The organism is Microbacterium sp. CCNWLW134 (genome assembly GCF_037083565.1).
Lineage (GTDB): Bacteria > Actinomycetota > Actinomycetes > Actinomycetales > Microbacteriaceae > Microbacterium.
Genome location: NZ_JBAOJU010000001.1, coordinates 716,739 through 735,927, shown reverse-complemented (window position 1 = coordinate 735,927; position 19,189 = coordinate 716,739). Strand labels below are relative to the sequence as shown.

At 71.0% G+C, this 19,189-nt stretch carries 20 protein-coding genes; 9 read left to right on the top strand and 11 right to left on the bottom strand.

The window, feature by feature from the left end; all coding sequences use genetic code 11:
- The first annotated feature begins 9 nt into the window (after positions 1–9).
- Genes V6S02_RS03380 through V6S02_RS03350 form a run of 7 tightly spaced genes read left to right on the top strand, consistent with a single transcriptional unit; the run spans position 10 to position 6,370 of the window.
- Positions 10–1,518 (top strand): ABC transporter substrate-binding protein, encoded by a 1,509-nt coding sequence (locus V6S02_RS03380; protein WP_124292792.1) that lies wholly within the window; start codon positions 10–12, stop codon positions 1,516–1,518.
- The gene (locus V6S02_RS03375; RefSeq protein ID WP_124292791.1) at positions 1,515–2,465 is read left to right on the top strand and encodes an ABC transporter permease; all 951 of its coding nucleotides are present in this window, start codon (positions 1,515–1,517) and stop codon (positions 2,463–2,465) included. Before V6S02_RS03380 ends, V6S02_RS03375 begins: the two co-directional genes overlap by 4 nt.
- Positions 2,462–3,340, top strand: a complete 879-nt coding sequence (locus V6S02_RS03370; protein WP_124292790.1) for an ABC transporter permease — start codon at positions 2,462–2,464, stop codon at positions 3,338–3,340. The genes V6S02_RS03375 and V6S02_RS03370 overlap by 4 nt, the downstream gene beginning before the upstream one ends.
- Complete coding sequence (locus V6S02_RS03365; protein WP_124292789.1) at positions 3,337–4,128, top strand: ABC transporter ATP-binding protein; 792 nt, start codon at positions 3,337–3,339, stop codon at positions 4,126–4,128. The genes V6S02_RS03370 and V6S02_RS03365 overlap by 4 nt, the downstream gene beginning before the upstream one ends.
- Positions 4,125–4,925: an ABC transporter ATP-binding protein gene (locus V6S02_RS03360; RefSeq protein ID WP_336399868.1), complete on the top strand. Its 801-nt coding sequence runs from the start codon at positions 4,125–4,127 to the stop codon at positions 4,923–4,925. Before V6S02_RS03365 ends, V6S02_RS03360 begins: the two co-directional genes overlap by 4 nt.
- A gap of 34 nt (positions 4,926–4,959) precedes the next feature.
- Complete coding sequence (locus V6S02_RS03355) at positions 4,960–6,012, top strand: M4 family metallopeptidase (RefSeq protein WP_124292787.1); 1,053 nt, start codon at positions 4,960–4,962, stop codon at positions 6,010–6,012.
- Positions 6,013–6,046: 34 nt separating this feature from the next.
- Complete coding sequence (locus V6S02_RS03350) at positions 6,047–6,370, top strand: protealysin inhibitor emfourin (protein ID WP_124292786.1); 324 nt, start codon at positions 6,047–6,049, stop codon at positions 6,368–6,370.
- Here V6S02_RS03350 and V6S02_RS03345 read toward each other — a convergent pair whose 3' ends face one another.
- Genes V6S02_RS03345 through V6S02_RS03335 form a run of 3 tightly spaced genes read right to left on the bottom strand, consistent with a single transcriptional unit; the run spans position 6,371 to position 8,514 of the window.
- Entirely contained in the window at positions 6,371–6,985 is a 615-nt protein-coding gene (locus V6S02_RS03345; RefSeq protein ID WP_124292785.1) for a GNAT family N-acetyltransferase, read from the bottom strand.
- Between the two features lie 9 nt (positions 6,986–6,994).
- On the bottom strand, positions 6,995–7,693 hold the full coding sequence (locus V6S02_RS03340) for a uracil-DNA glycosylase (RefSeq protein ID WP_336399867.1): 699 nt from the start codon (positions 7,691–7,693) through the stop codon (positions 6,995–6,997).
- Positions 7,693–8,514 carry an SDR family oxidoreductase gene (locus V6S02_RS03335; protein WP_336399866.1) on the bottom strand — a complete coding sequence of 274 codons (822 nt, stop codon included), beginning with the start codon at positions 8,512–8,514 and terminating at the stop codon, positions 7,693–7,695. The genes V6S02_RS03340 and V6S02_RS03335 overlap by 1 nt, the downstream gene beginning before the upstream one ends.
- A 159-nt stretch (positions 8,515–8,673) precedes the next feature.
- Between V6S02_RS03335 and V6S02_RS03330 the strand changes: the two genes are divergently transcribed.
- Entirely contained in the window at positions 8,674–9,996 is a 1,323-nt protein-coding gene (locus V6S02_RS03330; protein WP_124292783.1) for a bifunctional o-acetylhomoserine/o-acetylserine sulfhydrylase, read from the top strand.
- 83 nt (positions 9,997–10,079) lie between these two features.
- Here V6S02_RS03330 and V6S02_RS03325 read toward each other — a convergent pair whose 3' ends face one another.
- On the bottom strand, positions 10,080–10,778 hold the full coding sequence (locus V6S02_RS03325) for an SDR family oxidoreductase (RefSeq protein ID WP_336399865.1): 699 nt from the start codon (positions 10,776–10,778) through the stop codon (positions 10,080–10,082).
- Positions 10,779–10,796: 18 nt separating this feature from the next.
- Positions 10,797–11,993 (bottom strand): sensor histidine kinase, encoded by a 1,197-nt coding sequence (locus tag V6S02_RS03320; RefSeq protein WP_336399864.1) that lies wholly within the window; start codon positions 11,991–11,993, stop codon positions 10,797–10,799.
- Positions 11,994–12,069: 76 nt separating this feature from the next.
- Between V6S02_RS03320 and metX the strand changes: the two genes are divergently transcribed.
- Positions 12,070–13,275 carry a homoserine O-acetyltransferase MetX gene (gene metX / locus V6S02_RS03315; protein ID WP_336399863.1) on the top strand — a complete coding sequence of 402 codons (1,206 nt, stop codon included), beginning with the start codon at positions 12,070–12,072 and terminating at the stop codon, positions 13,273–13,275.
- On the opposite strand, the gene V6S02_RS03310 is transcribed toward metX, so the two are convergent.
- From V6S02_RS03310 to V6S02_RS03285, 6 genes are all read right to left on the bottom strand, one after another.
- Positions 13,272–14,060 (bottom strand): NUDIX domain-containing protein, encoded by a 789-nt coding sequence (locus V6S02_RS03310; RefSeq protein WP_336399862.1) that lies wholly within the window; start codon positions 14,058–14,060, stop codon positions 13,272–13,274. The genes metX and V6S02_RS03310 overlap by 4 nt on opposite strands.
- Positions 14,057–14,383, bottom strand: coding sequence for a thiamine-binding protein (locus tag V6S02_RS03305; RefSeq protein WP_124292778.1), 327 nt, complete (start codon positions 14,381–14,383; stop codon positions 14,057–14,059). Before V6S02_RS03305 ends, V6S02_RS03310 begins: the two co-directional genes overlap by 4 nt.
- A gap of 21 nt (positions 14,384–14,404) precedes the next feature.
- Positions 14,405–15,625, bottom strand: a complete 1,221-nt coding sequence (locus V6S02_RS03300; protein ID WP_336399861.1) for a hypothetical protein — start codon at positions 15,623–15,625, stop codon at positions 14,405–14,407.
- A gap of 61 nt (positions 15,626–15,686) precedes the next feature.
- Positions 15,687–16,592 (bottom strand): ADP-dependent NAD(P)H-hydrate dehydratase, encoded by a 906-nt coding sequence (locus V6S02_RS03295; RefSeq protein WP_336399860.1) that lies wholly within the window; start codon positions 16,590–16,592, stop codon positions 15,687–15,689.
- Between the two features lie 42 nt (positions 16,593–16,634).
- Positions 16,635–17,684 carry a hemolysin family protein gene (locus V6S02_RS03290; RefSeq protein WP_124292775.1) on the bottom strand — a complete coding sequence of 350 codons (1,050 nt, stop codon included), beginning with the start codon at positions 17,682–17,684 and terminating at the stop codon, positions 16,635–16,637.
- The gene (locus V6S02_RS03285) at positions 17,681–19,006 is read right to left on the bottom strand and encodes a hemolysin family protein (protein WP_124292774.1); all 1,326 of its coding nucleotides are present in this window, start codon (positions 19,004–19,006) and stop codon (positions 17,681–17,683) included. Before V6S02_RS03285 ends, V6S02_RS03290 begins: the two co-directional genes overlap by 4 nt.
- Positions 19,007–19,189 lie beyond the last annotated feature (183 nt).

Here is a 19,189-nt window from a genome sequence, read left to right as displayed (position 1 = left end):
AGGAATCACATGCTTCGCCGCACGGCCCTCGCCGCCACCGCACTCTTCGCCGCGTCCGCCCTCGTGCTCGCCGGATGCACCTCCACCGCCGACCCGGGTCCGACGGGCGCGACAGGCGAGCCGAACCCCGATGCCTCGGTCGCGATCCGCCTCGTGCTCGAGCCCGGCAACCTCGACATCCGCCAGACCACCGGCGCGGCCCTCGACCAGGTGCTCATCGACAACGTCTACCAGGGCCTGGTGTCGCGGACCACCGACCAGGAGATCGTCCCGGCGCTCGCCAGCGACTGGGAGGTCTCGGACGACGGCCTGACGTACACCTTCACCCTCGAGGAGGGCGTCACCTTCCACGACGGTCAGGAGCTGACCGCGCAGGATGTGGTGTGGTCGCTGCAGACCCGCAAGGACACCCCCGAGTGGGCCGATTCCGCCCGTCTGGCGAACGTGTCGTCGATCACCGCCGACGGGCAGACCGTCACTCTCACGCTCGCGCAGCCCGACTCGAGCCTGCTGTGGAACCTCACCGGCCGCGCCGGGATCATCCTCAAGGAGGGCGACACCGTCGACTACCAGACGGCGGCCAACGGCACCGGGCCGTTCGTCCTCGAGGAGTGGCAGCAGGGGGCGAGCATCACCCTCACCCGCAACGACGCCTACTGGGGCGACGCCGCGGGCGTCGGCGAAGTGGTCTTCCAGTACATCGCCGAGGACCAAGCCGCGGTGAACGCCGCGGCCGCGGGCGAAGTGGACGTGCTCACCGGGTTCGATCCGAACCTCACCGAGCAGATCGAGCAGAACGGCGACTGGACCGTCGTTCTCGGCACCGCCACCGACAAGAGCGTGCTGGCGATGAACAGCACGGCCGCACCCCTCGACGACCAGCGGGTGCGCCAGGCGATCCGTCAGGCGATCGATCACGACGCCATCGTCGAGGCGGTCGGTGCCGGCCAGACCCTGTACGGCCCCATCCCCGAGCCCGACCCCGGCTACGAGGACCTCAGCGACACGGCGCCGTACGATCCCGAGGCAGCGCGCGCGCTGCTGGAGGAAGCAGGGGTCGACGACCTCGAGCTGACCCTCACCATCCCCTCGTTCTACGGCACGACGATCCCGCAGATCTTGGTGTCGAACCTCAACGAGGTCGGCATCACCCTCGAGGTCGACGCGGTCGACTTCGGCGTGTGGGTCAACGACGTGTACACGAACAAGGACTACGAGCTCAGCTACGTCAACCACGCCGAGCCCCGCGACTTCGAGAACTGGGCGAACCCCGACTACTACTTCACCTACGACAACCCCGAAGTGCAGGATCTTTACGAGCAGTCGCTGCGTGCCACGGATGAGGCGGAGGCCGACGCCCTCCTCGCCGAGGCCGCGCGTATCGTCGCCGAGGATGCCGCCGCCGACTGGCTCTACAACTGGGCAGGGGTCAGTGCGGTGGCCACCGGGATCGACGGGATGCCGGCTGACAACGTCAACGCCCGCCTCGATCTCTCAGAGCTGACCAAGAGCGAGTGATCCGGTACGCGCTGACCCGGGGAGCCCTGCTGCTGCTGGGGCTGTTCGTGGCCAGTGCGCTCATCTTCCTCACTCTGCGCGTCCTCCCCGGCGACGTCGCACAGCAGATCGCCGGCACGAACGGCACCCCCGAGCAGGTCGCCGCGATCCGGGAGAGCCTCGGGCTGAATGCGCCGCTGTGGGCGCAGTACGTCGACTGGATCGGCGGGGTGTTCCGGGGCGATCTCGGTACGTCGCTCTACACGGGCCTGACGGTCACCGCCGAGCTGGCCGAGAAGGCACGCGTGACGGTGCCCCTCGGCATCCTGTCCCTCCTCTTCGCCCTCGCCGTCAGCGTCCCGCTCGGCGTGCTCTCGGCCCTCCGCCGCGGACGCGCAGACGGCACCGCGCTGAGCGTCGGGGCCCAGGCCCTCGCCGCGGTGCCCGTGGTGTGGGCGGGGATGATGCTCGTCGTGGTCTTCGCGGTGTGGCTCGGCTGGCTCCCCGCCCAGGGCTTCCCCCGGGGTGGCTGGAGCCAGCCCGTCGACGCCCTCCGCGCCCTCATCCTCCCCGCGCTCACGATCGGCATCATCGAGGGGGCGATGCTGCTGCGGTTCGTGCGGAGCGCCACCCTCCAAGCGATCGGGCAGGACTACGTGCGCACCGCCGCAGCCAAGGGCCTCACCCGCAACGCCGCCCTGATCCGGCACGGGCTGCCGAACGTCGGTCTGTCGGTGATCTCGGTGCTGGGTCTCCAGGTGGCCGGCATCGTCGTCGGCGCCGTGATCATCGAGCAGCTGTTCAGCCTGCCCGGGATCGGACGGATGCTGGTGAATGACGTCGACGCCCGTGATCTGCCGATGGTGCAGGGCGAACTGCTGATCCTCACCGGTTTCGTGCTCCTCGTCGGCTTCCTCGTCGACCTCGTCCACCGCCTCCTCGACCCCCGGCAGCGGGAGGCCGCATGAGCGCCTTCCGACGACTCTGGGCGCTGTCGACCGGCCGCTTCGGTCTCATCGTCGTCGCCGTCATCCTCCTCACCGCCGCGGTGTCGCTCGTGTGGACGCCGTTCGACCCGCAACAGGTCGACATCCCGAACCGCTGGGCGCCGCCCGGGTGGCCGCACGTCCTCGGCACCGACGGCACCGGCCGTGACATCCTCAGCCTCCTCATCGCCGGGTCGCGGACGACGGTCGTCGTCGCGGTCGGCGCGGGCCTCGTGGCCACCGTGCTCGGGCTCGCCCTCGCCGCGCTCGGCGCCCTCACCCGCCGCTGGGTGCGGGAGACGGTGGCGGTGGCCGTCGACATCCTCATCGCCTTCCCGGTGCTCCTCATCGCGATGATGATCTCGGCGGTCTGGGGCGGGTCGCTCTGGGTCGTGATCTGGGCCGTGGGCATCGGCTTCGGGGTGAACATCGCCCGCGTCACCCGACCCGAGCTCCGGCGCGTGCTGCAGAGCGACTTCGTGCTCGCGGGCCGCGCCTCGGGCCTCACCCCCGCGCAGAACCTCGTCCGCCACCTGCTGCCGAACGTCGCGCCGGTGTTCATCGTGCAGCTGTCGTGGGGCATGGCCGTGGCCGTCCTCGCCGAGGCGGGTCTGTCGTACCTCGGCTTCGGCGCGCCCCCGACCGAGCCGTCGTGGGGGCTGCTGCTGGCGGAGCTTCAGCAGTACCTCACCGTGTATCCCCTTTCGGTGCTGTGGCCGGGCCTCGCGATCACCCTCACGGTCCTCGGGCTGAACCTCCTCGGCGACGGCATCCGCGACGCCACCGACCCGACCCTCTCCCGCCGCGGCGGGTCGGCCCGCCGCGCGCGGACGCATGTGCCCGAGGTGGTCGCATGAGTCTGTCGGTGAGGGACCTCGTCGTCGAGATCAACGGCCGACGGGTCGTGGACGGCATCTCGTTCGAGGTGCCGAGCGGCGCGCGGGTGGGGCTCATCGGCGAGTCGGGGTCGGGGAAGTCGCTCACGGCACTGGCGATCCTCGGGCTCCTCCCCGACGGCGCGACGGCGTCGGGGAGCGTGCGCTGGAACGGCCGCGAGCTCATCGGTCTTCGCGAGCGCGAGCTCGCCGAACTCCGCGGCGACGAGATCGGCATCGTCTTCCAGGAACCGCGGACGGCGCTGAACCCGATCCGCACGGTCGGTCGGCAGATCGCCGAGGCGGTGCGCATCCACGAGAGGGCGACCCGCAAGGATGCCGCGGCACGGGCCGTCGCCGAGGCGGCGCGCGTCGCCCTGCCTGAGCCCGAACGCATCGTGGGGCGCTACCCGCACCAGCTCTCCGGCGGACAGCGCCAGCGGGTCGCGATTGCGATGGCCCTCGCCTGCCGACCCCGCCTGCTTATCGCCGACGAACCCACTACCGCACTGGACGTCACGATCCAGGCCGAGATCCTCGAGCTTCTCCGCACCCTCGTCTCCGTTGACGGGATGTCGCTGATCTTCATCACCCACGATCTCGCCGTGCTGTCCCAGGTCGCCACCGACGCCGTGGTCCTCGAAGACGGACGGGTCGTGGAGGCGGGCCCGGTGGCCACGATCCTGCGCAACCCCGCGTCGCCCGTCACGCGCGGTCTCCTCCGCGACGCCACCGCGACGCTCTGGCGCCCCGAGGGGAGGACGCCGTGAGCGACACCCTGCTGAGCGCCCGGCGCCTCACTCGCCGTCACGCGCTGCCGAAGAAGACCCTGTTCGAGCGGCGCACGTACACGACCGCGCTCGAGGACGCCGACGTCGATGTCCGCGCGGGGAGTGCGCTGGGCATCATCGGCGAATCGGGGTCGGGCAAGTCCACTCTCGTGCGGATCCTCCTGGGGCTCGATGCCCCCACCTCGGGCACCGTCGAGGTCGAGGGGCGCGCGGTCGACGCCACCTCATCCGCACGCTCGCTGCACTGGCTCCGGCGCCTGACCGGCGTGGTGTTCCAGGACCCCTATGCCTCGCTCGATCCGCGGATGAGCGTCGGGCGGATCGTCGGGGAACCCCTCTGGGCCCTCGGGATCGAGGGCGACCGGCGGGCGAGGGTGCGCGAAGTCCTCGAACAGGTCGGACTCGAGGCAGAGATGACCGAGCGCTTCCCGCACGAGTTCTCGGGCGGCCAGCGCCAGCGCATCGCCCTGGCCCGCGCGCTCGTGCATCGGCCGCGTCTGCTCATCGGCGATGAGCCGCTCTCGGCCCTCGACGTCACCGTTCGCGCGCAGATCCTCGCCCTGCTGGCCGATCTCCGCCGTCAGGAGGACCTCACGCTCGTGATGGTGTCGCACGACATCGGCGTCGTCCAGAGCATCTGCGATGAGGTGGTCGTGATGAAGGACGGCCGCATCGTCGAGGAGGGGCCCACCGAGAAGGTGCTGCAGCAACCGCAGGTGGCCTACACCCGGCGCCTCTTGGCGTCGGTGCCCCTGATCGATCCTCCGGCGACCTGACCCGGCGTCGGAGGTGAGCGTTAGCGTGGTCGCCATGCGCGCGATCATCCCTCCCTATCTCCTCGCCCGGATCGCCTCCGTGAACGAGCCGACCTTCGCCCACGCGGCCGCCGCGGCGCGCGCCACCCTGCAGGCCACCCCGCCGTACCGCATCACCCGGAGTCGGCTGCGCCTGTCCATCGGCGATGACGGCACGATCACCGCCGAGACCGCCCCCGCGCCCGACCGCACGATCTCCGATGCCGGCGGTCGCGAGGTGCTCCCCGGTCGCCGCGTGCGCGGCGAGGACGACCCCGCCACCGGTGACGCCGCCGTCGACGAGGCCTTCGACGGGCTCGGCATCACCTTCGACGCGTTCTGGGACGCCTTCGACCGCAACGGCATCGACGGTGACGGCGGCCAGCTGCTGGCGACCGTGCACTACGGCCGCGACTACGACAACGCCTTCTGGAACGGTGAGCGCATGGTCTTCGGCGACGGCGACGGCGAGGTGTTCACCGGCTTCACCGGCTCGCTCACCGTCATCGCCCACGAACTCGCGCACGGCGTCATCGAGGCCGCCGGCGGCCTTGAGTACCAGGACCAGTCCGGCGCGCTGAACGAATCGCTCGCCGACGTGTTCGGCGTGCTCGTCGAGCAGCACCACCTCGACCAGACCGCCGAAGAGGCCAGCTGGCTCATCGGCGCGGGGATCTTCACCCCCGCGGTGCAGGGGCGGGCCCTGCGATCGCTCGCGGCGCCGGGAACCGCGTACGACGACGACATCCTCGGCCGCGACCCGCAGCCGGGGCACATGGACGACTACGTCGTGACCGCCGATGACAACGGCGGCGTCCACATCAACTCCGGCATCCCGAACCGGGCATTCCACCTGTGCGCCACCGCGCTCGGCGGTTACGCCTGGGAGCGCGCGGGGCGCGTGTGGTACCTCGCCCTGACGTCGGGCACTCTCTCCCCCACCGCGGACTTCTCCGAGTTCGCCGCCGCGACGGTGGCCACCGCCCAGTCGGAGTACGGTGGATCATCCGAAGAAGCAGCGGCCGTTCGCGCCGCCTGGGCGGGCGTCGGGGTCGATCTCGCCGGGTAGGCGCTTCGGCCCCGAGAGAGCATCGTGGACGGGGATGAGCGATCAGACGGACGGGGGCGGGCCCAGCGGGGAGGCGATCGTGGTGATCCTGGTGGAGCGCACCGGCGGTGTCACCGGCATCCCCCGTCGATGGCGCGCAGAGCTCGAGGGCGACGACGCGTCATCTTGGCTTCCTCTCATCGACGCCTGCCCCTGGGACGCGGCACCGCGCCCGACGCGCGGAGCTGACCGATTCCGCTGGCGGGTGCACGCGACCTCGCACGGCGCCGATCGTGAGGCCGAGTTCGGCGATGCCGATCTGGAAGGACCGTGGCAGACCCTCGTGGAGCGCGTGCGCGAGCACGGACGCCCCGGCTGATCACCGCCCGAAGAGCGCCCGCCGCTTCTTCACCGGCTTCAGCGACTTCTGCAGGTACACCGTCCCGAGCCACCGGCCGAACTTGAAGCCGACCCGGCCCATGCGGCCGACCTCTTCGAAGCCCATCTTCTCGTGCAGAGCGATGGAGGCCTCGGCCCCCTTGTCGCTGATCACGGCCACCATCTCCCGGATGCCGGCCTGCTCGCAGGCGACGATCAGCGCCTCCAGCAGCGCCCGCCCGAGTCCCTTCCCGGTCGCGGCCTGCCCGAGGTAGATGGAGTTCTCCACCGAATACCGATACGCCGACTTGCTCGACATCGGCTGCACGTAGGCGTACCCGAGGATCTGACCCGACGGCGACTCGGCGACGAGGAAGGGCAGCCCGAGCTTCTTCAGGTGAGCCACCTTCTCGCGCCACTGCGCGATCGACCACTTCTTCTCATCGAAAGTGACCACCGAGTTGGTGACGTAGTAGTTGTAGATCTCCCGGATGTCGGGGATGTCGCCGTCGGCGACCGGACGGATCTCGAAGGAGAACGGGCGCTCCGGCTCGGGCCGGCGGCGAAGATGACGGGGAAGGCGGCGTCTCGCCGTCTCGTATTCCTCCTCCAGCATGGCGACAGCCTACGCGGCGGAGGGCAGGCGCCAGTCGACCGCCGAAGCGCCCTGCGCGGTGAGGAGTTCGTTCGTGCGCGAGAAGGGCCGCGACCCGAAGAATCCCCGACTGGCCGAGAGGGGCGACGGGTGCGCCGAGGCGACGACCGGGGTGTCACCGAGGAGCGGACGCAGGGTCGCGGCATCCCTCCCCCACAGAATCGCCACGAGGGGCTCGTCGCGCGCGGCGAGCACGCGGATCGCATGCTCGGTGACGCGTTCCCAGCCCCAACCGCGATGAGAGCCGGGCTCACCAGGGCGGACGGTCAGCACCCTGTTCAGCAGCATCACCCCCTGGTCGCTCCATGCCGACAGGTCGCCGTGGGCGACGGGCTCGATGCCGAGGTCGTCGTGCAGCTCGCGGTAGATGTTCGCCAGGCTCCGCGGCAGGGGCCGCACGCTCGGATCGACGGCGAACGAGAGGCCGATCGGATGACCCGGCGTGGGGTAGGGATCCTGCCCCACGATGAGCACCTTCACGTCGTCGAGCGGCTGCGAGAAGGCGCGCAGCACGCGCTCGCCGGCGGGGAGGTACCGGCCGCCCGCGGCAGTCTCGGCCCGCAGCCGCTCGCCGAGGGCGGCGATGTCGGAGGCGACGGGCGCGAGTGCTTCCGCCCACCCGGCATCCAGCAGACCCGCACCGGCCAGGTCGTCGAGCGTGCGCGCCATCAGCCGGCAGTGCGCACGTGCAGCGGCCCGCGGGCCAGCAGGTGCTGCGCCGACTGCGCGACCGGTCGCATCGTGACGAGGTCGAGGTTGACGTGCCCCGGCGCCGACAGCGCGTACCCGATGACGTCCGCGACGTCGTCGGCGGTGAGCGGCGCCTGGACGTCCTCGTACACCCGGTCGGCCGCGGCGCGATCACCGCCGAGGCGATTGAGAGTGAACTCCTCGGTCTGCACCATGCCCGGCGCGATCTCGATGACCCGGAGCGGCTCGCCGTTGACCTCGAGGCGCAGCGCATGCGCGATCATCGACTGTCCCGCCTTCGCGGCGTTGTATCCGGCACCGCCGGCGTAGGCGATCTGCGCGGCCGTCGAGGTGACGAAGATCACGTCGGCGTGAGCTGCCCGATCGGCGGCGGCGCGGCGCAGCAGCGGCAGCAGGGCGGCGGTGAGGCGCTGCGTGGCGAGCACGTTGACCTCGAACATCCACTGCCAGTCGTCGGGGTCGCCGTCCTCGACGCGATCGGTGCCGCGCGCGCCCCCGGCGACATTGACGAGCGCGTCGACCGGCCCCGTCTCGGCCAGCCACTCGGCGAGCGCCTCGACATCGGCGGCGGCGGTGAGATCGGCGGCGAAGGCGACCGCACCGATCTCGTTCTCCAGCGCGGCGAGGCGCTCGGCACGTCGGGCCACGGCGACCACGTCCCAGCCGAGCGCCCGGAGCTTCCGCGCCGTCGCCTCGCCGATCCCCGAACTCGCTCCGGTCACCACCGCGCGTCGGGCGGTCGGTCGATGTGCGGCATCCGTCGGCGTGGCATCGGTCATACTCCTCACGCTACAAGGCGCACCCGGCGCGGGGCGCACGGCCCGCACGCGCCCGCGTTACGTCACATTTCCCCCGCGTTGTCGACGAGGGGGGCCTTCCGTACCCTCGAAGAGGTCGCGGAACCCGCCGCGGCACCCATCGACCGGTAGGAGCAGCCCATGTCCGCACCCGAGAACTGGCGTTTCGAGACCAAGCAGATCCACTCGGGCGCACAGCCCGACCCGGTGACGAAGGCCCGCGCCACGCCCATCTACCAGACCACGTCGTACGTGTTCGACAACACCGATCACGCCGCCAACCTCTTCGCGCTGGCCGAGTTCGGAAACATCTACACCCGCATCCAGAACCCCACGCAGGATGTCGTCGAGCAGCGCATCGCGGCGCTCGAGGGCGGCACCGGCGCACTGCTGGTCTCCAGCGGCCAGGCGGCCGAGACCTTCGCGATCCTCAACCTCGCCGAGGCGGGCGACCACTTCGTCTCCTCCAGCTCGATCTACGGCGGCACCTACAACCTGTTCAAGTACACCCTGGCCAAGCTCGGCATCGAGGTCACCTTCGTCGAGAACCAGGATGACGCCGAGGAGTGGCGCCGCGCGGTGCGGCCGAACACCAAGGCGTTCTTCGCCGAGACGATCGGCAACCCCAAGATCAACGTCCTCGACATCCGCACCGTCGCCGACGTCGCGCACGAGGCGGGAGTCCCGCTCATCGTCGACAACACCATCGCGACGCCCTACCTCATCCGCCCGTTCGAGCACGGCGCCGACATCGTGCTGCACTCGGCGACGAAGTTCCTCGGCGGCCACGGCACCGTGATCGGCGGCGTGATCGTCGACGGCGGATCGTTCGAGTGGTCCAAGCACGTCGACCGCTTCCCCGGGTTCACCGAGCCCGACCCGTCGTACCACGGAGCGAGCTACACCGCAGCCGTCGGCGACGGCCTGGCCTACATCATCAAGGCCCGCGTGCAGCTGCTGCGCGACCTCGGATCGTCCATCTCGCCGAACAGCGCCTGGCTGCTCCTGCAGGGCATCGAGACGCTGTCGCTGCGCATCGAGCGTCACGTGCAGAACGCGCAGGAGATCGCCGAGTGGCTCGAGAACCAGTCCGACGTGGCGTCGGTGAACTACTCGGGCCTGCCCACCTCGCCCTGGTACGCCGCGGCGAACCGCTACGCACCGAAGGGTGTGGGCGCGGTGCTGTCCTTCGAGTTGAAGGGCGGTGTGGATGCAGGCCGCGAGTTCGTGAACTCGCTCACGCTGTTCAGCCACCTCGCCAACATCGGCGACGTGCGCTCGCTCGTCATCCACCCCGCCTCGACCACCCACTCGCAGCTCACGCCCGAGCAGCAGCTGACCGCCGGGGTGACCCCGGGGCTCGTGCGCCTGTCGGTGGGGATCGAGAACGTCGATGACCTCAAGGCCGACCTCGAGCAGGCCCTCGCCGCTGCGCGCCGGGTCTCGGAGGCCGCGCGCGCCTGACCGGGCGCGCCTCGAGGCGCCCTGCGAACTCGACCAGGGTTCGCGGGGCGCTTCGCGTTTCGGTCGCGGATCGCGCGCGCGGGTCAGACCTTCATGCGCGGGCGCACCCGCGCGAGGCCTCCGTCGACGGCCAGCACCTGGCCGGTGATCCAGTCGTTCGCGGGGTCGAGGAGGAAGGCCACCGCTCGGGCGACGTCGTCGGGCTTGCCCAGCCGCCCGAGGGCGTGCATGGCCTCCGACACCTTCCGCGCCCCCTCGGTCTCGGTCAGCGACGCCGTCAGCGACGTCTCGGTGAGTCCCGGGGCGACCGCGTTCACCCGCAGGTTGCGCGACGCGTAGGTCGCGGCGGCCGAGAGAGCAAGACCGACCACCCCTGATTTCGCGGCGGCGATGGCCTCGTGATTGGCCGTTCCGTGCAGAGCCGCCGCGGATGACACGAGCACCACCGATCCTCCGCGTTTGAGGTGCTTTCCCGCACCCCGCACCGTCGCGAAGGCGGTCGTGAGCGATGCGGCGATCACCTCGCCGTACTCCTCGGCCGTCGTCAGATGCGCGGGCTTGAGCAGCAGCGATCCGGCGAAGCAGGCGACGCCGTCGAGGTCACCCGCTGCGGCGAACACCTCGTCGACAGCAGCGAAGTCGGTGGCGTCGACGACGTGGTCGGGGGTGATGGTGTCATCCCCGCGCGCGGTCGTGACGACCTCGTGTCCGCTCTCACGGAGGATCTCTGCCGTGGCCTGACCGATGCCGCTCGAAGCGGCGATGAGAAGGAAGCGCGCCATGCTCCCATCATCGTGCGCTCAGACGGCGGCGGGCTCGAATCTGTCAGATCCGGGCAGAACCACCCACACGCGTGCGCCACCGAGCGGGGAATCGCTGATGCCGATCTGTCCGCCGTGCGCTTCGGCGATGCGGCGGCAGGTGGCCAGTCCGATCCCCAGTCCCGGAGCGAGGGCGTTGCGGCCTCGTTCCATCAGCCCGAAGACCCGCTCCCTGTCGTCTTCCGGGATGCCGGGTCCGTCGTCGTCGACGATGAGCCGGATGCCGGATGCCGATCGCTCCACGTGGACGTCGACGTGGGGCCTTCCGCCTGCGGCGTTGGCGAACTTCACGGCGTTGGCGACGAGATTCTCCACCAGCACGCGAAGCATGGTGCGGTCTCCTTCGATGTCGGCCGACGCCGTGACATCGATGCGGGCACCGCTCTCGCTGAGCGCCGAGTGCAGATCGTCCTGGATCTCCTCCAGGAGCTCGCCGACATCGACCCTCGCCGTCGCGGGCGGGACGCCACCCACGCGCGCGAAGGCGAGGAGGTCATCCAGCATTTCCGACATCCGCTGCGCCGCAGCCTCCGCCCTCTCGATCGCGCGGGCGGCAACCGGCGCCTCGGCGAGCTCGGGACTGTCGACGGCGAGTTCGAGGAAACCGCTGATCGCGGTGAGGGGGTTGCGCAGATCATGACTGACCTGGCGGGCGAAGCCCTCCAGCGCCTCGTTGGATCGCTTGAGCTCGCGCGCAAGTCTGCGCAGCTCCAGCACGTCGACCACCTGATGGGCGAGGACATCGAGCGCGTGGCCCTGTTCCTCGGTGAGCACGCCGGGATCGTCGTCGAAGACGCACAGCGTTCCGATCGCGACTCCCCCCGGCGTCACCAGCGGGCTCGAGGCGTAGAACCTGATGCGCGCGATGTCGCCGGTGACGAAGGGATTCTCGGCGAACCGCTCATCGCGACGGGCGTCACTGACGACCACCCGCTGGGCGCCCTCGAAGACGACCGCGCACATCGAGTCTTCTCGTGCGCAGACGGCGGGAGAGATCCCCACGGTGGCGATCTGATGCTGGTGCCGATCATCGATGATGTTGATCACCGCGGTCGACACTCCCGAGATGGTCGCGGCCAGCTGCACCAGACCCTCGAGGTCGGGCTCGGGGGGCTCCCCGACGATGCCGTACTGCGCGATGATCTCTCGGCGCGTCGCGTCCTGAGCTGTGTTCACGTCCGTCCCCCCGCCCCACACTAGCCGGGTCGTAACACAGCGCTGGCCACCTTTCCCAGCGGCGAGAATGGCAGGCATGGACTGGCAGACCTCCGAAGACACGGTGCCGAGCGCACCGGTGACGGAGGCCGACGCGCGTCTGCTTCTCGGCCGCCCGCCCGTGACGGGCGCCTGGCGCGACGGCGACCCCGCCGGAGCACGCCAGTTCGCCGCCTTCGGCGCGTTCGGCACGGAGGGCGGAACAGAGCTCCCCGGCATCCGCATCGCCTTCGAGACCTGGGGCGAGCTCACACCGGCGCGCGACAACGCCGTGCTGGTCCTCCACGCCCTCACCGGCGACAGTCACGTCACCGGTGAGGCGGGCCCGGGGCACCCCACCGACGGCTGGTGGGACGACATCGTCGGGCCGGGCAAGCCCGTCGACACCGACCGCTGGTTCGTGGTCGCGCCGAACATGCTGGGCGGCTGCCAGGGCTCGACGGGACCGGCGAGCATCGCGCCCGACGGCTACGAGTGGGCATCCCGTTTCCCCTACCTCACCGTGCGCGATCAGGTCGCCGCCCAGGTGCGGCTCGCCGACGCGCTCGGGATCGACACCTGGGCAGCGGTCATCGGCGGCTCCATGGGCGGCATGCACGCGCTGGAATGGGCGGTCTCGCATCCGGAGCGCGTGGAACGGATGGCGGTGCTGTCGGCTCCCCCGGTCACGACCGCCGACCAGGTGGCCCTGAACTCGGTGCAGCTCGAGGCGATCCGGATCGATCCGCGCTTCCAGGGTGGGGAGTACTACGACGCCGGCGACGGCGACGGGCCCCACCGAGGGCTCGCGCTGGCACGACGGATGGCGCTGTTGAACTACCGCTCGCCGACCGAGTTGAATCAGCGCTTCCAGCGGTCGTGGCAGTCGGGGGTCAGCCCCCTCGGCCACGGCGGGCGCTTCGCTGTGGAGAGCTATCTCGACTTCCACGGCAACAAGTTCACGCGTCGCTTCGACGCCAACAGCTACCTGACCCTCGTCGAGGCGATGAACTCGCACGACATCGGCCGCGACCGCGGCGGGGTCGAAAGCGCCCTGGAACGGGTGACGGCGCGCGCGCTCGTGCTCGGGATCGACAGCGACCGCCTCTTCCCCGTCGACGGGCAGCACCGCATCGCACGCGGACTCCGCCACAACATCGACGGCGACCGCGCGGTGGAGCTCGTCAGCGACTTCGGCCACGACGGGTTCCTCATCGAGACCTCACCGGTCGGGCTCCACCTGGAGCGCCTGCTCGCCACCTAGCGACGCAGGTACCGCCACGGAAGACTGCCGATCTCCAGCCGATGACGGGCGACGCCCGCACCGGGCGCGTCGTATTCCGCGTCCCCCTCCCAGAGCAGGATCGGACCCTCGGGTCCCCGCCGGGCCACGGTGTCGAAACGACGCACCCCCGTCATCCGCGTTCTCTGCATCGCTTCCTCCGCGCTCGCCGCATCGGCGAGATCGTGGAGGGTCACCCAGGTGGGCGGGTACAGGACGAGCTCCCCTCGTCCGTGCGCGGCGAGGGCCTCGTCGGGACGCAGCCACTCGGCGCGCACGACCTCCCCGTCGGCGAGGACGAGGCCGTCGACCTCGCCGGCCGCCTCGCCCCGAAGATCGGCGACGAAGAACCACGTGCGGATTCGCAGCGGCAGGCCCGGAGGCGGGTCCCATCGCGACACGGTGGACAGCGACTCGCCTGGCAGTTCGAGGCCCACCTCCTCGCGGGTCTCTCGCGCGGCAGCGCGTCGAGCCGTGGCTTCCTCGTCGTCCGCTCCCGCATCGCCGGCGTCGCCGGGCTCGACCTTGCCGCCGGGGAACACCCACGCCCCGGCGAAGGATCCCTGACCGGGGCGCTCGAGCATGAGCACCTCCACGCCGCGGGCCGTGTCGCGCAGCAGGACCGCGGTTCCGGCGACAGGGACATCGGGGTCGCCGGCGTCGCGCTCCAAGCGCGGGCGCGACTGCCCCGCCGCGTCGGCGAGCACCCGGGCCAGCCGATCGGCCGCGGCGGAGGCCCCCGGCTCGTGGGTCGCCGACCCGGTCACGCCTCTGCGTGCGGGTCGGATTCCTCGCCGAGCGCGCGCTCCAGACGGTCGATCTTGGCCTCGATCTCGCCTGTGCGCCCCGGACGGATGTCGGCCTTGAGAACGAGCGACACCCGCGAGCCGAAGGGCAGGACCGCCTCGGTGGCTCGCTTGACGACATCCATCACCTCGTCCCACTCCCCCTCGACCTCGGTGAACATCGACGTGGTGCGGTGCGCAAGCCCCGAGCTGCGCACCACCCGGACGGCGGCGGCGACGGCGTCGTGGACGGAGCCGTCGGAGCGGCCGGTGCCGCTCGGGGCGACGGAGAAGGCGACGAGCATGGGGTCCTTTCGGTTGACGGATCAGGCCAGGGCGTCGACGACGGCGGGGGCCGGCACGCGCCGGGGCGTTCGCACGAGCAGCGTCACGCTCCACGCCAGGAGCGCCACGAGCAGGACATTGCGCAGCGTCAGCGCGCCGACGGCGATCGGGTCGCCACCGAGCACGCGGTCGTACCAGAGCGGATAGATCAGCTGGGTGAGGGCGGCGCTCACAAGGGCCAGGCAGGCGGGCGACCACCAGCGGTCACGGTCGAGGACGAGCCCGACGACGAGGGGCGCGATGATCCACGTGAGGTACTGCGGCGAACCGACCTTGTTTGTCACGATGAAGACCAGCACGAGGCTGAGCGCGAGAGCCGGGAAGACCCGCAGGAACGGGATGCCACGGCGAACGCGCAGCGCTCCGATCGCCGCCACCAGAGCGACAGCCGCCACCATCACGGCGGTCATCGCTTCGCTCACCGCGGCGGCCCCGGGGCCCGTCACCTGCCAGGTCAGGATCTCGTCGTCGTAGAACACCCGGGAGTCGGCGAAGCCCGCCACGGCCCGCCACAGCCAGAAGGCGCTGACCGGCGCCTCGACCTGCAGGCCCCGCTCGGTCTGATCGAAGACGAAGCCGAACAGGTGCGCGGCTCCGCCGACGGCGACGACGACCCCGATCACCAGCGCCGACAGCGCTGCGGCACCGCCGACGAGCGCGAGGCGACGGCGTACCGCGATGACGGCGGCCACGAGCAGCGCCGCAGGCCAGACCTTGATCCAGGTCGCCGCGGCCAGGAGCACCGCCGCCAGCCGGGGTCTGGTCAGAAGCCAGAGGCAGCCCGCGACGGCCAGGGGCACGGTGATCGCGTCCAGTCGGTACATCCCCACCGGACCGAGCGCCAGGATGAACACCAGCCAGAACCAGGCCGCCACCGCGCGTCCCTGCGACCGGCCCCGCCCGACGAGGAGCGCGAAGGCGGCGGCATCGAGGGCGGTGACGACGACGGGCCAGGCGACGAGGTATGAGCCGAACACCGGCGCGAGCACGTGGGTGATGAAGATCGGCGCCAGCGCCAGGGCGGGGTAGACCCAGGTCTCGGTGATCCCGACGACCCCGTCGGCCGCCGCCGCACGGCTCGCCCACGGCTCGTAGACCATGTACACGTCGCCCATCGGCTGATTGGGCTGGAGGAAGCCGAGCACCGCCACCGCGACGTGCACCAGCACGAACGCGACCCAGAGCACCGCCCGCTTCGACACGCGCCCATCCTAAGACGCGGTGCCCGCCTTCCCCTGTCTGGCCGAAGGCTGTGCGCCGGGCTCAGCCGGCGAGCGCTTCAGCGACCACGGCGGGCAGGGCGCCGGCCACATCGAGCGCCGTGACGGGGCCGCCACGCCACCCCGCACCGCCGGCAGCCCGCTCGGCTGCCCGCGCACCCGCGCGCTGGTGCAGCCACACCGCGGCGGCGGCGCGCCGCGCCCACGGCACGAGGCCCGGCTCAGCCGCGCCTGCGCCGTCGCCGGCGTTTCCCGCCCGCTCCTCGCGAGCCGCCGCGCCGGCCACGACCGCCCCGAGAATCCCGGCGAGCACGTCGCCGGTTCCGGCGGTCGCGAGCCAGGAGGCGCCCTCCTGGCTGACCACGACGTGCCACCCGCCGGGTTCGGCGACGATCGTGCGCGCGCCCTTGAGCACCATGACCGCACCGGTGCGGTGCGCGGTCTCCACGGCTGCATCGACGCGCCGGTCTCCGGCGTCGGGGCCGAGGGGGGCGAGCCCGAGGGCCTCCCGCACCCTGTCGTGCTCCCGGTCATGCGGGGTCAGCACCCGCACCCCGCCCTCGCGTGCGCCGTCGGCGACGAGGTCGAGGGCGCCGGCGTCGATGACGACCGGTTCGGGACGGGAGAGGATGTCGCGCAGCGCCGACATCTCGCCGCGGGGCCTCGCCGCGGCATCCGTTCCCGACCCGATCAGCCAGGCTTGCACGCGCCCGCCCGAGGTGACCGTCTCGGGCCTGCGGTGCAGGACGAGCGTGGTGGGCCGGTCGGGGCCGAGGTAGCGGACCATGCCGACACCCGTCCGCCACGCCGCTTCGACACCCAGCACCGCAGCGCCGGGGTACTGGTCCGAGCCGGTGCGGATGCCGAGGACGCCCCGCCGGTACTTGTCGTCGGTATCGGCGGGGGCGTGCAGCTCGGCCGCGGTGGCGGGCAGATCCCAGGTGCTCATCCCGTCACCCTACTCAGGCGTCCGGTCACCCGCCTCAGGCTCTCAGCGACGGCGCCTCGTCGCGTCCTGCACCTCGCCGACGAGCTCCTCGATGACGTCCTCGAGGAAGAGGACGGCGGTGATGGTTCCGCCCTGATCCCGCACCTGGGCGAGGTGGCGGCCGTCGCGACGCATGAGCGCGAGGGCGTCCTCGAGGTCGGTGGTCTCCTGCACCGGCACCATGTGATGGATGCGCTTGGCCGGGATCGGGGTGTCCACCGCGGCATCCGGCCCCTCGGCCACCCGGAGGATGTCCTTGAGGTGCACGTAGCCCACCGGGGCGCCGTCGGCGCCGACGATGACGTACCGAGAGAAGCCGTGGCGGGCGACGGCCCGCTCGATGTCGCCGGGCGTCGTGGTCTCGGGAAGGGTCACCAGGTCGGCCAGCGGCACGGCGATGTCTTTCGCCTTCTTGTCGGTGAACTCCATCACCGCCGCGACCGTCCCCGCCGAGTCGTCCAGCACGCCCTCGATGCGCGACTGGTTGACGATCGTGGCGACCTCCTCGAGCGTGAACGTCGATGCGGCCTCGTCCTTCGGCTCCACCCGGAACAGCCGCACGATGTGGTTGGCGATCCAGTTGAGCGTGAAGATCACCGGGTGGAAGACCTTCGACACCCACACCAGCGGAGCCGCGAGCATCAGCACCGCGCGGTCGGGCACCGAGAAGGCGAGGTTCTTCGGCACCATCTCTCCGAAGACGACGTGCAGGTACGACACCAGCACCAGCGCGATGGCGAAGGCAATCGCGTCGACGAGCCCCTCGGGCAGACCCGTGAGCGCCAGCGGCTCTTCGAGCAAGTGGTGGATGGCGGGTTCGGAGACGTTCAGGATCAACAGCGAACAGATGGTGATGCCCAGCTGCGAGGTCGCGAGCATCAGGGTCGCGTGCTCCATGGCGTACAGGGCGGTGCGAGCAGCGCGCACGCCCTTCTCGGCCAGCGGCTCGATCTGCGAGCGCCGCGCCGAGATCACGGCGAACTCGGCGCCCACGAAGAACGCGTTGCCCAGGAGCAGCACGACCAGCCAGGCGATTCCGGCCCAATCGCTCATCGGCCCTCACCCCCCGCCTCGGTGTGGGCGGCGACGACCGCCGGGGTGAAGCGCACCCGGTCGACGCGGCGGCCGTCCATCCGCTGCACCTCCAGGTCGCCGTCCTCGATGCTCACGGTGTCGCCGACGGCGGGGATGCGCTCGAGGACGCTCATGATGAATCCGCCCACGGTGTCGTACACGTCGCCCTCGGGGATACGGATGCCGGTGCGGTCGCGCACCTCGTCGGGGCGCAGTTCGCCGGGGAAGCTCACGTAGCCGCTCCCCCGCACGATGCCGGCGCGGCGGCGGTCGTGCTCGTCGAGCACCTCGCCGACGATCTCCTCCACGAGGTCTTCGAGGGTGACCACGCCCGCGGTGCCGCCGTACTCGTCGACGACGACCGCCATCTGATAGCCCCGCGCGCGCAGCTCCGAGACGAGGGCGTCGAGGTGCACCGCTTCGGGCACGCGCAGGACCTCGCTCGCCAGCGCCGCCGCCGGCACGTCGGCTCGTCGCTCCCGCGGCACGCCGATGGCAGCCTTCAGGTGCACGATGCCGGTGATGTCGTCCATCGACTCCCCCGTCACGGGAAATCGCGAGTGACCCGTCCGACGCGCGAGCTGGATGACATCGTCCGCATTCTCGGAGGACGACAGGGCATGGATGCTGGGGCGCGGCGTCATCACGTCGGCCGCGGTGAGCCGGGCGAAGTTCAGGCTCCGGTCGAGGAGACTGGCGGTGTCTTTCTCCAAGACCCCGGCGCTGGCCGAACGACGGACGAGACTCGACAGCTCTTCGGCCGTGCGCGCGCCCGACAGCTCTTCCTTGGGCTCGATGCCCAGGCCTCGGAGAACAGCGTTGGCGCTGCCGTTGAGAAGCCGGATGGCGGGGCGGAAGACGGTGGTGAAGGCCACCTGGAAAGGCATCACGAGTTTGGCGGTCTGGCGCGGGACGGCCAACGCGAAGTTCTTCGGGACGAGCTCGCCGATGATCATCGAGAACACCGTGGCGATCGAGACGCCGATGATCGAGGACAACGCCACGACCACGCCCTCGGGCCATCCCCAGCCGACCAGAACCGGACGCAGCAGGTTGGAGATGGCGGGCTCCATCGTGTAGCCGGTCAGCAGCGTCGTCAGGGTGATGCCCAGCTGGGCGCTGGAGAGGTGCGTGGAGGTGATGCGCAGCGCGCTGATGGTCAGCGACAACCGCGACTCCCCCGCCTCCCGGCGGGCCTCGAGGTCGGCACGGTCGAGGTTGACCAGCGCGAACTCGCTCGCGACGAACAGCCCGGTGCCGACGGTCAGCAGGAGCCCCACGCCCAACATGACGTAATCCATCACGCGTCACCCCCGATCAGCGTGGGAGCAGGGCGGTGGGGCCAGGGTCTACAACTGGGAGGGTCGTCCATTTCGCCGAGAAGTCTACGGCAGGACGCGTGCGGCCGCGCTGGCGGACCGGGGTACCGGTGAGTGGGAACCCGCCGGCCGCGCGAGCCGTGACCGCCGTATCCTTCCCCCCGA

Excerpts from the sequence above, each read along its gene's own strand:
- V6S02_RS03380 (WP_124292792.1), top strand. The coding sequence starts at position 10 with ATGCTTCGCCGCACGGCCCTCGCCGCCACCGCACTCTTCGCCGCGTCC.
- V6S02_RS03370 (WP_124292790.1), top strand. The coding sequence starts at position 2,462 with ATGAGCGCCTTCCGACGACTCTGGGCGCTGTCGACCGGCCGCTTCGGT.
- V6S02_RS03365 (WP_124292789.1), top strand. The coding sequence starts at position 3,337 with ATGAGTCTGTCGGTGAGGGACCTCGTCGTCGAGATCAACGGCCGACGG.
- V6S02_RS03355 (WP_124292787.1), top strand. The coding sequence starts at position 4,960 with ATGCGCGCGATCATCCCTCCCTATCTCCTCGCCCGGATCGCCTCCGTG.
- V6S02_RS03350 (WP_124292786.1), top strand. The coding sequence starts at position 6,047 with ATGAGCGATCAGACGGACGGGGGCGGGCCCAGCGGGGAGGCGATCGTG.
- V6S02_RS03345 (WP_124292785.1), bottom strand. The coding sequence starts at position 6,985 with ATGCTGGAGGAGGAATACGAGACGGCGAGACGCCGCCTTCCCCGTCAT.
- V6S02_RS03340 (WP_336399867.1), bottom strand. The coding sequence starts at position 7,693 with ATGGCGCGCACGCTCGACGACCTGGCCGGTGCGGGTCTGCTGGATGCC.
- V6S02_RS03335 (WP_336399866.1), bottom strand. The coding sequence starts at position 8,514 with ATGACCGATGCCACGCCGACGGATGCCGCACATCGACCGACCGCCCGA.
- V6S02_RS03330 (WP_124292783.1), top strand. The coding sequence starts at position 8,674 with ATGTCCGCACCCGAGAACTGGCGTTTCGAGACCAAGCAGATCCACTCG.
- V6S02_RS03325 (WP_336399865.1), bottom strand. The coding sequence starts at position 10,778 with ATGGCGCGCTTCCTTCTCATCGCCGCTTCGAGCGGCATCGGTCAGGCC.
- metX (WP_336399863.1), top strand. The coding sequence starts at position 12,070 with ATGGACTGGCAGACCTCCGAAGACACGGTGCCGAGCGCACCGGTGACG.
- V6S02_RS03305 (WP_124292778.1), bottom strand. The coding sequence starts at position 14,383 with ATGCTCGTCGCCTTCTCCGTCGCCCCGAGCGGCACCGGCCGCTCCGAC.
- V6S02_RS03295 (WP_336399860.1), bottom strand. The coding sequence starts at position 16,592 with ATGAGCACCTGGGATCTGCCCGCCACCGCGGCCGAGCTGCACGCCCCC.
- V6S02_RS03290 (WP_124292775.1), bottom strand. The coding sequence starts at position 17,684 with ATGAGCGATTGGGCCGGAATCGCCTGGCTGGTCGTGCTGCTCCTGGGC.
- V6S02_RS03285 (WP_124292774.1), bottom strand. The coding sequence starts at position 19,006 with ATGGATTACGTCATGTTGGGCGTGGGGCTCCTGCTGACCGTCGGCACC.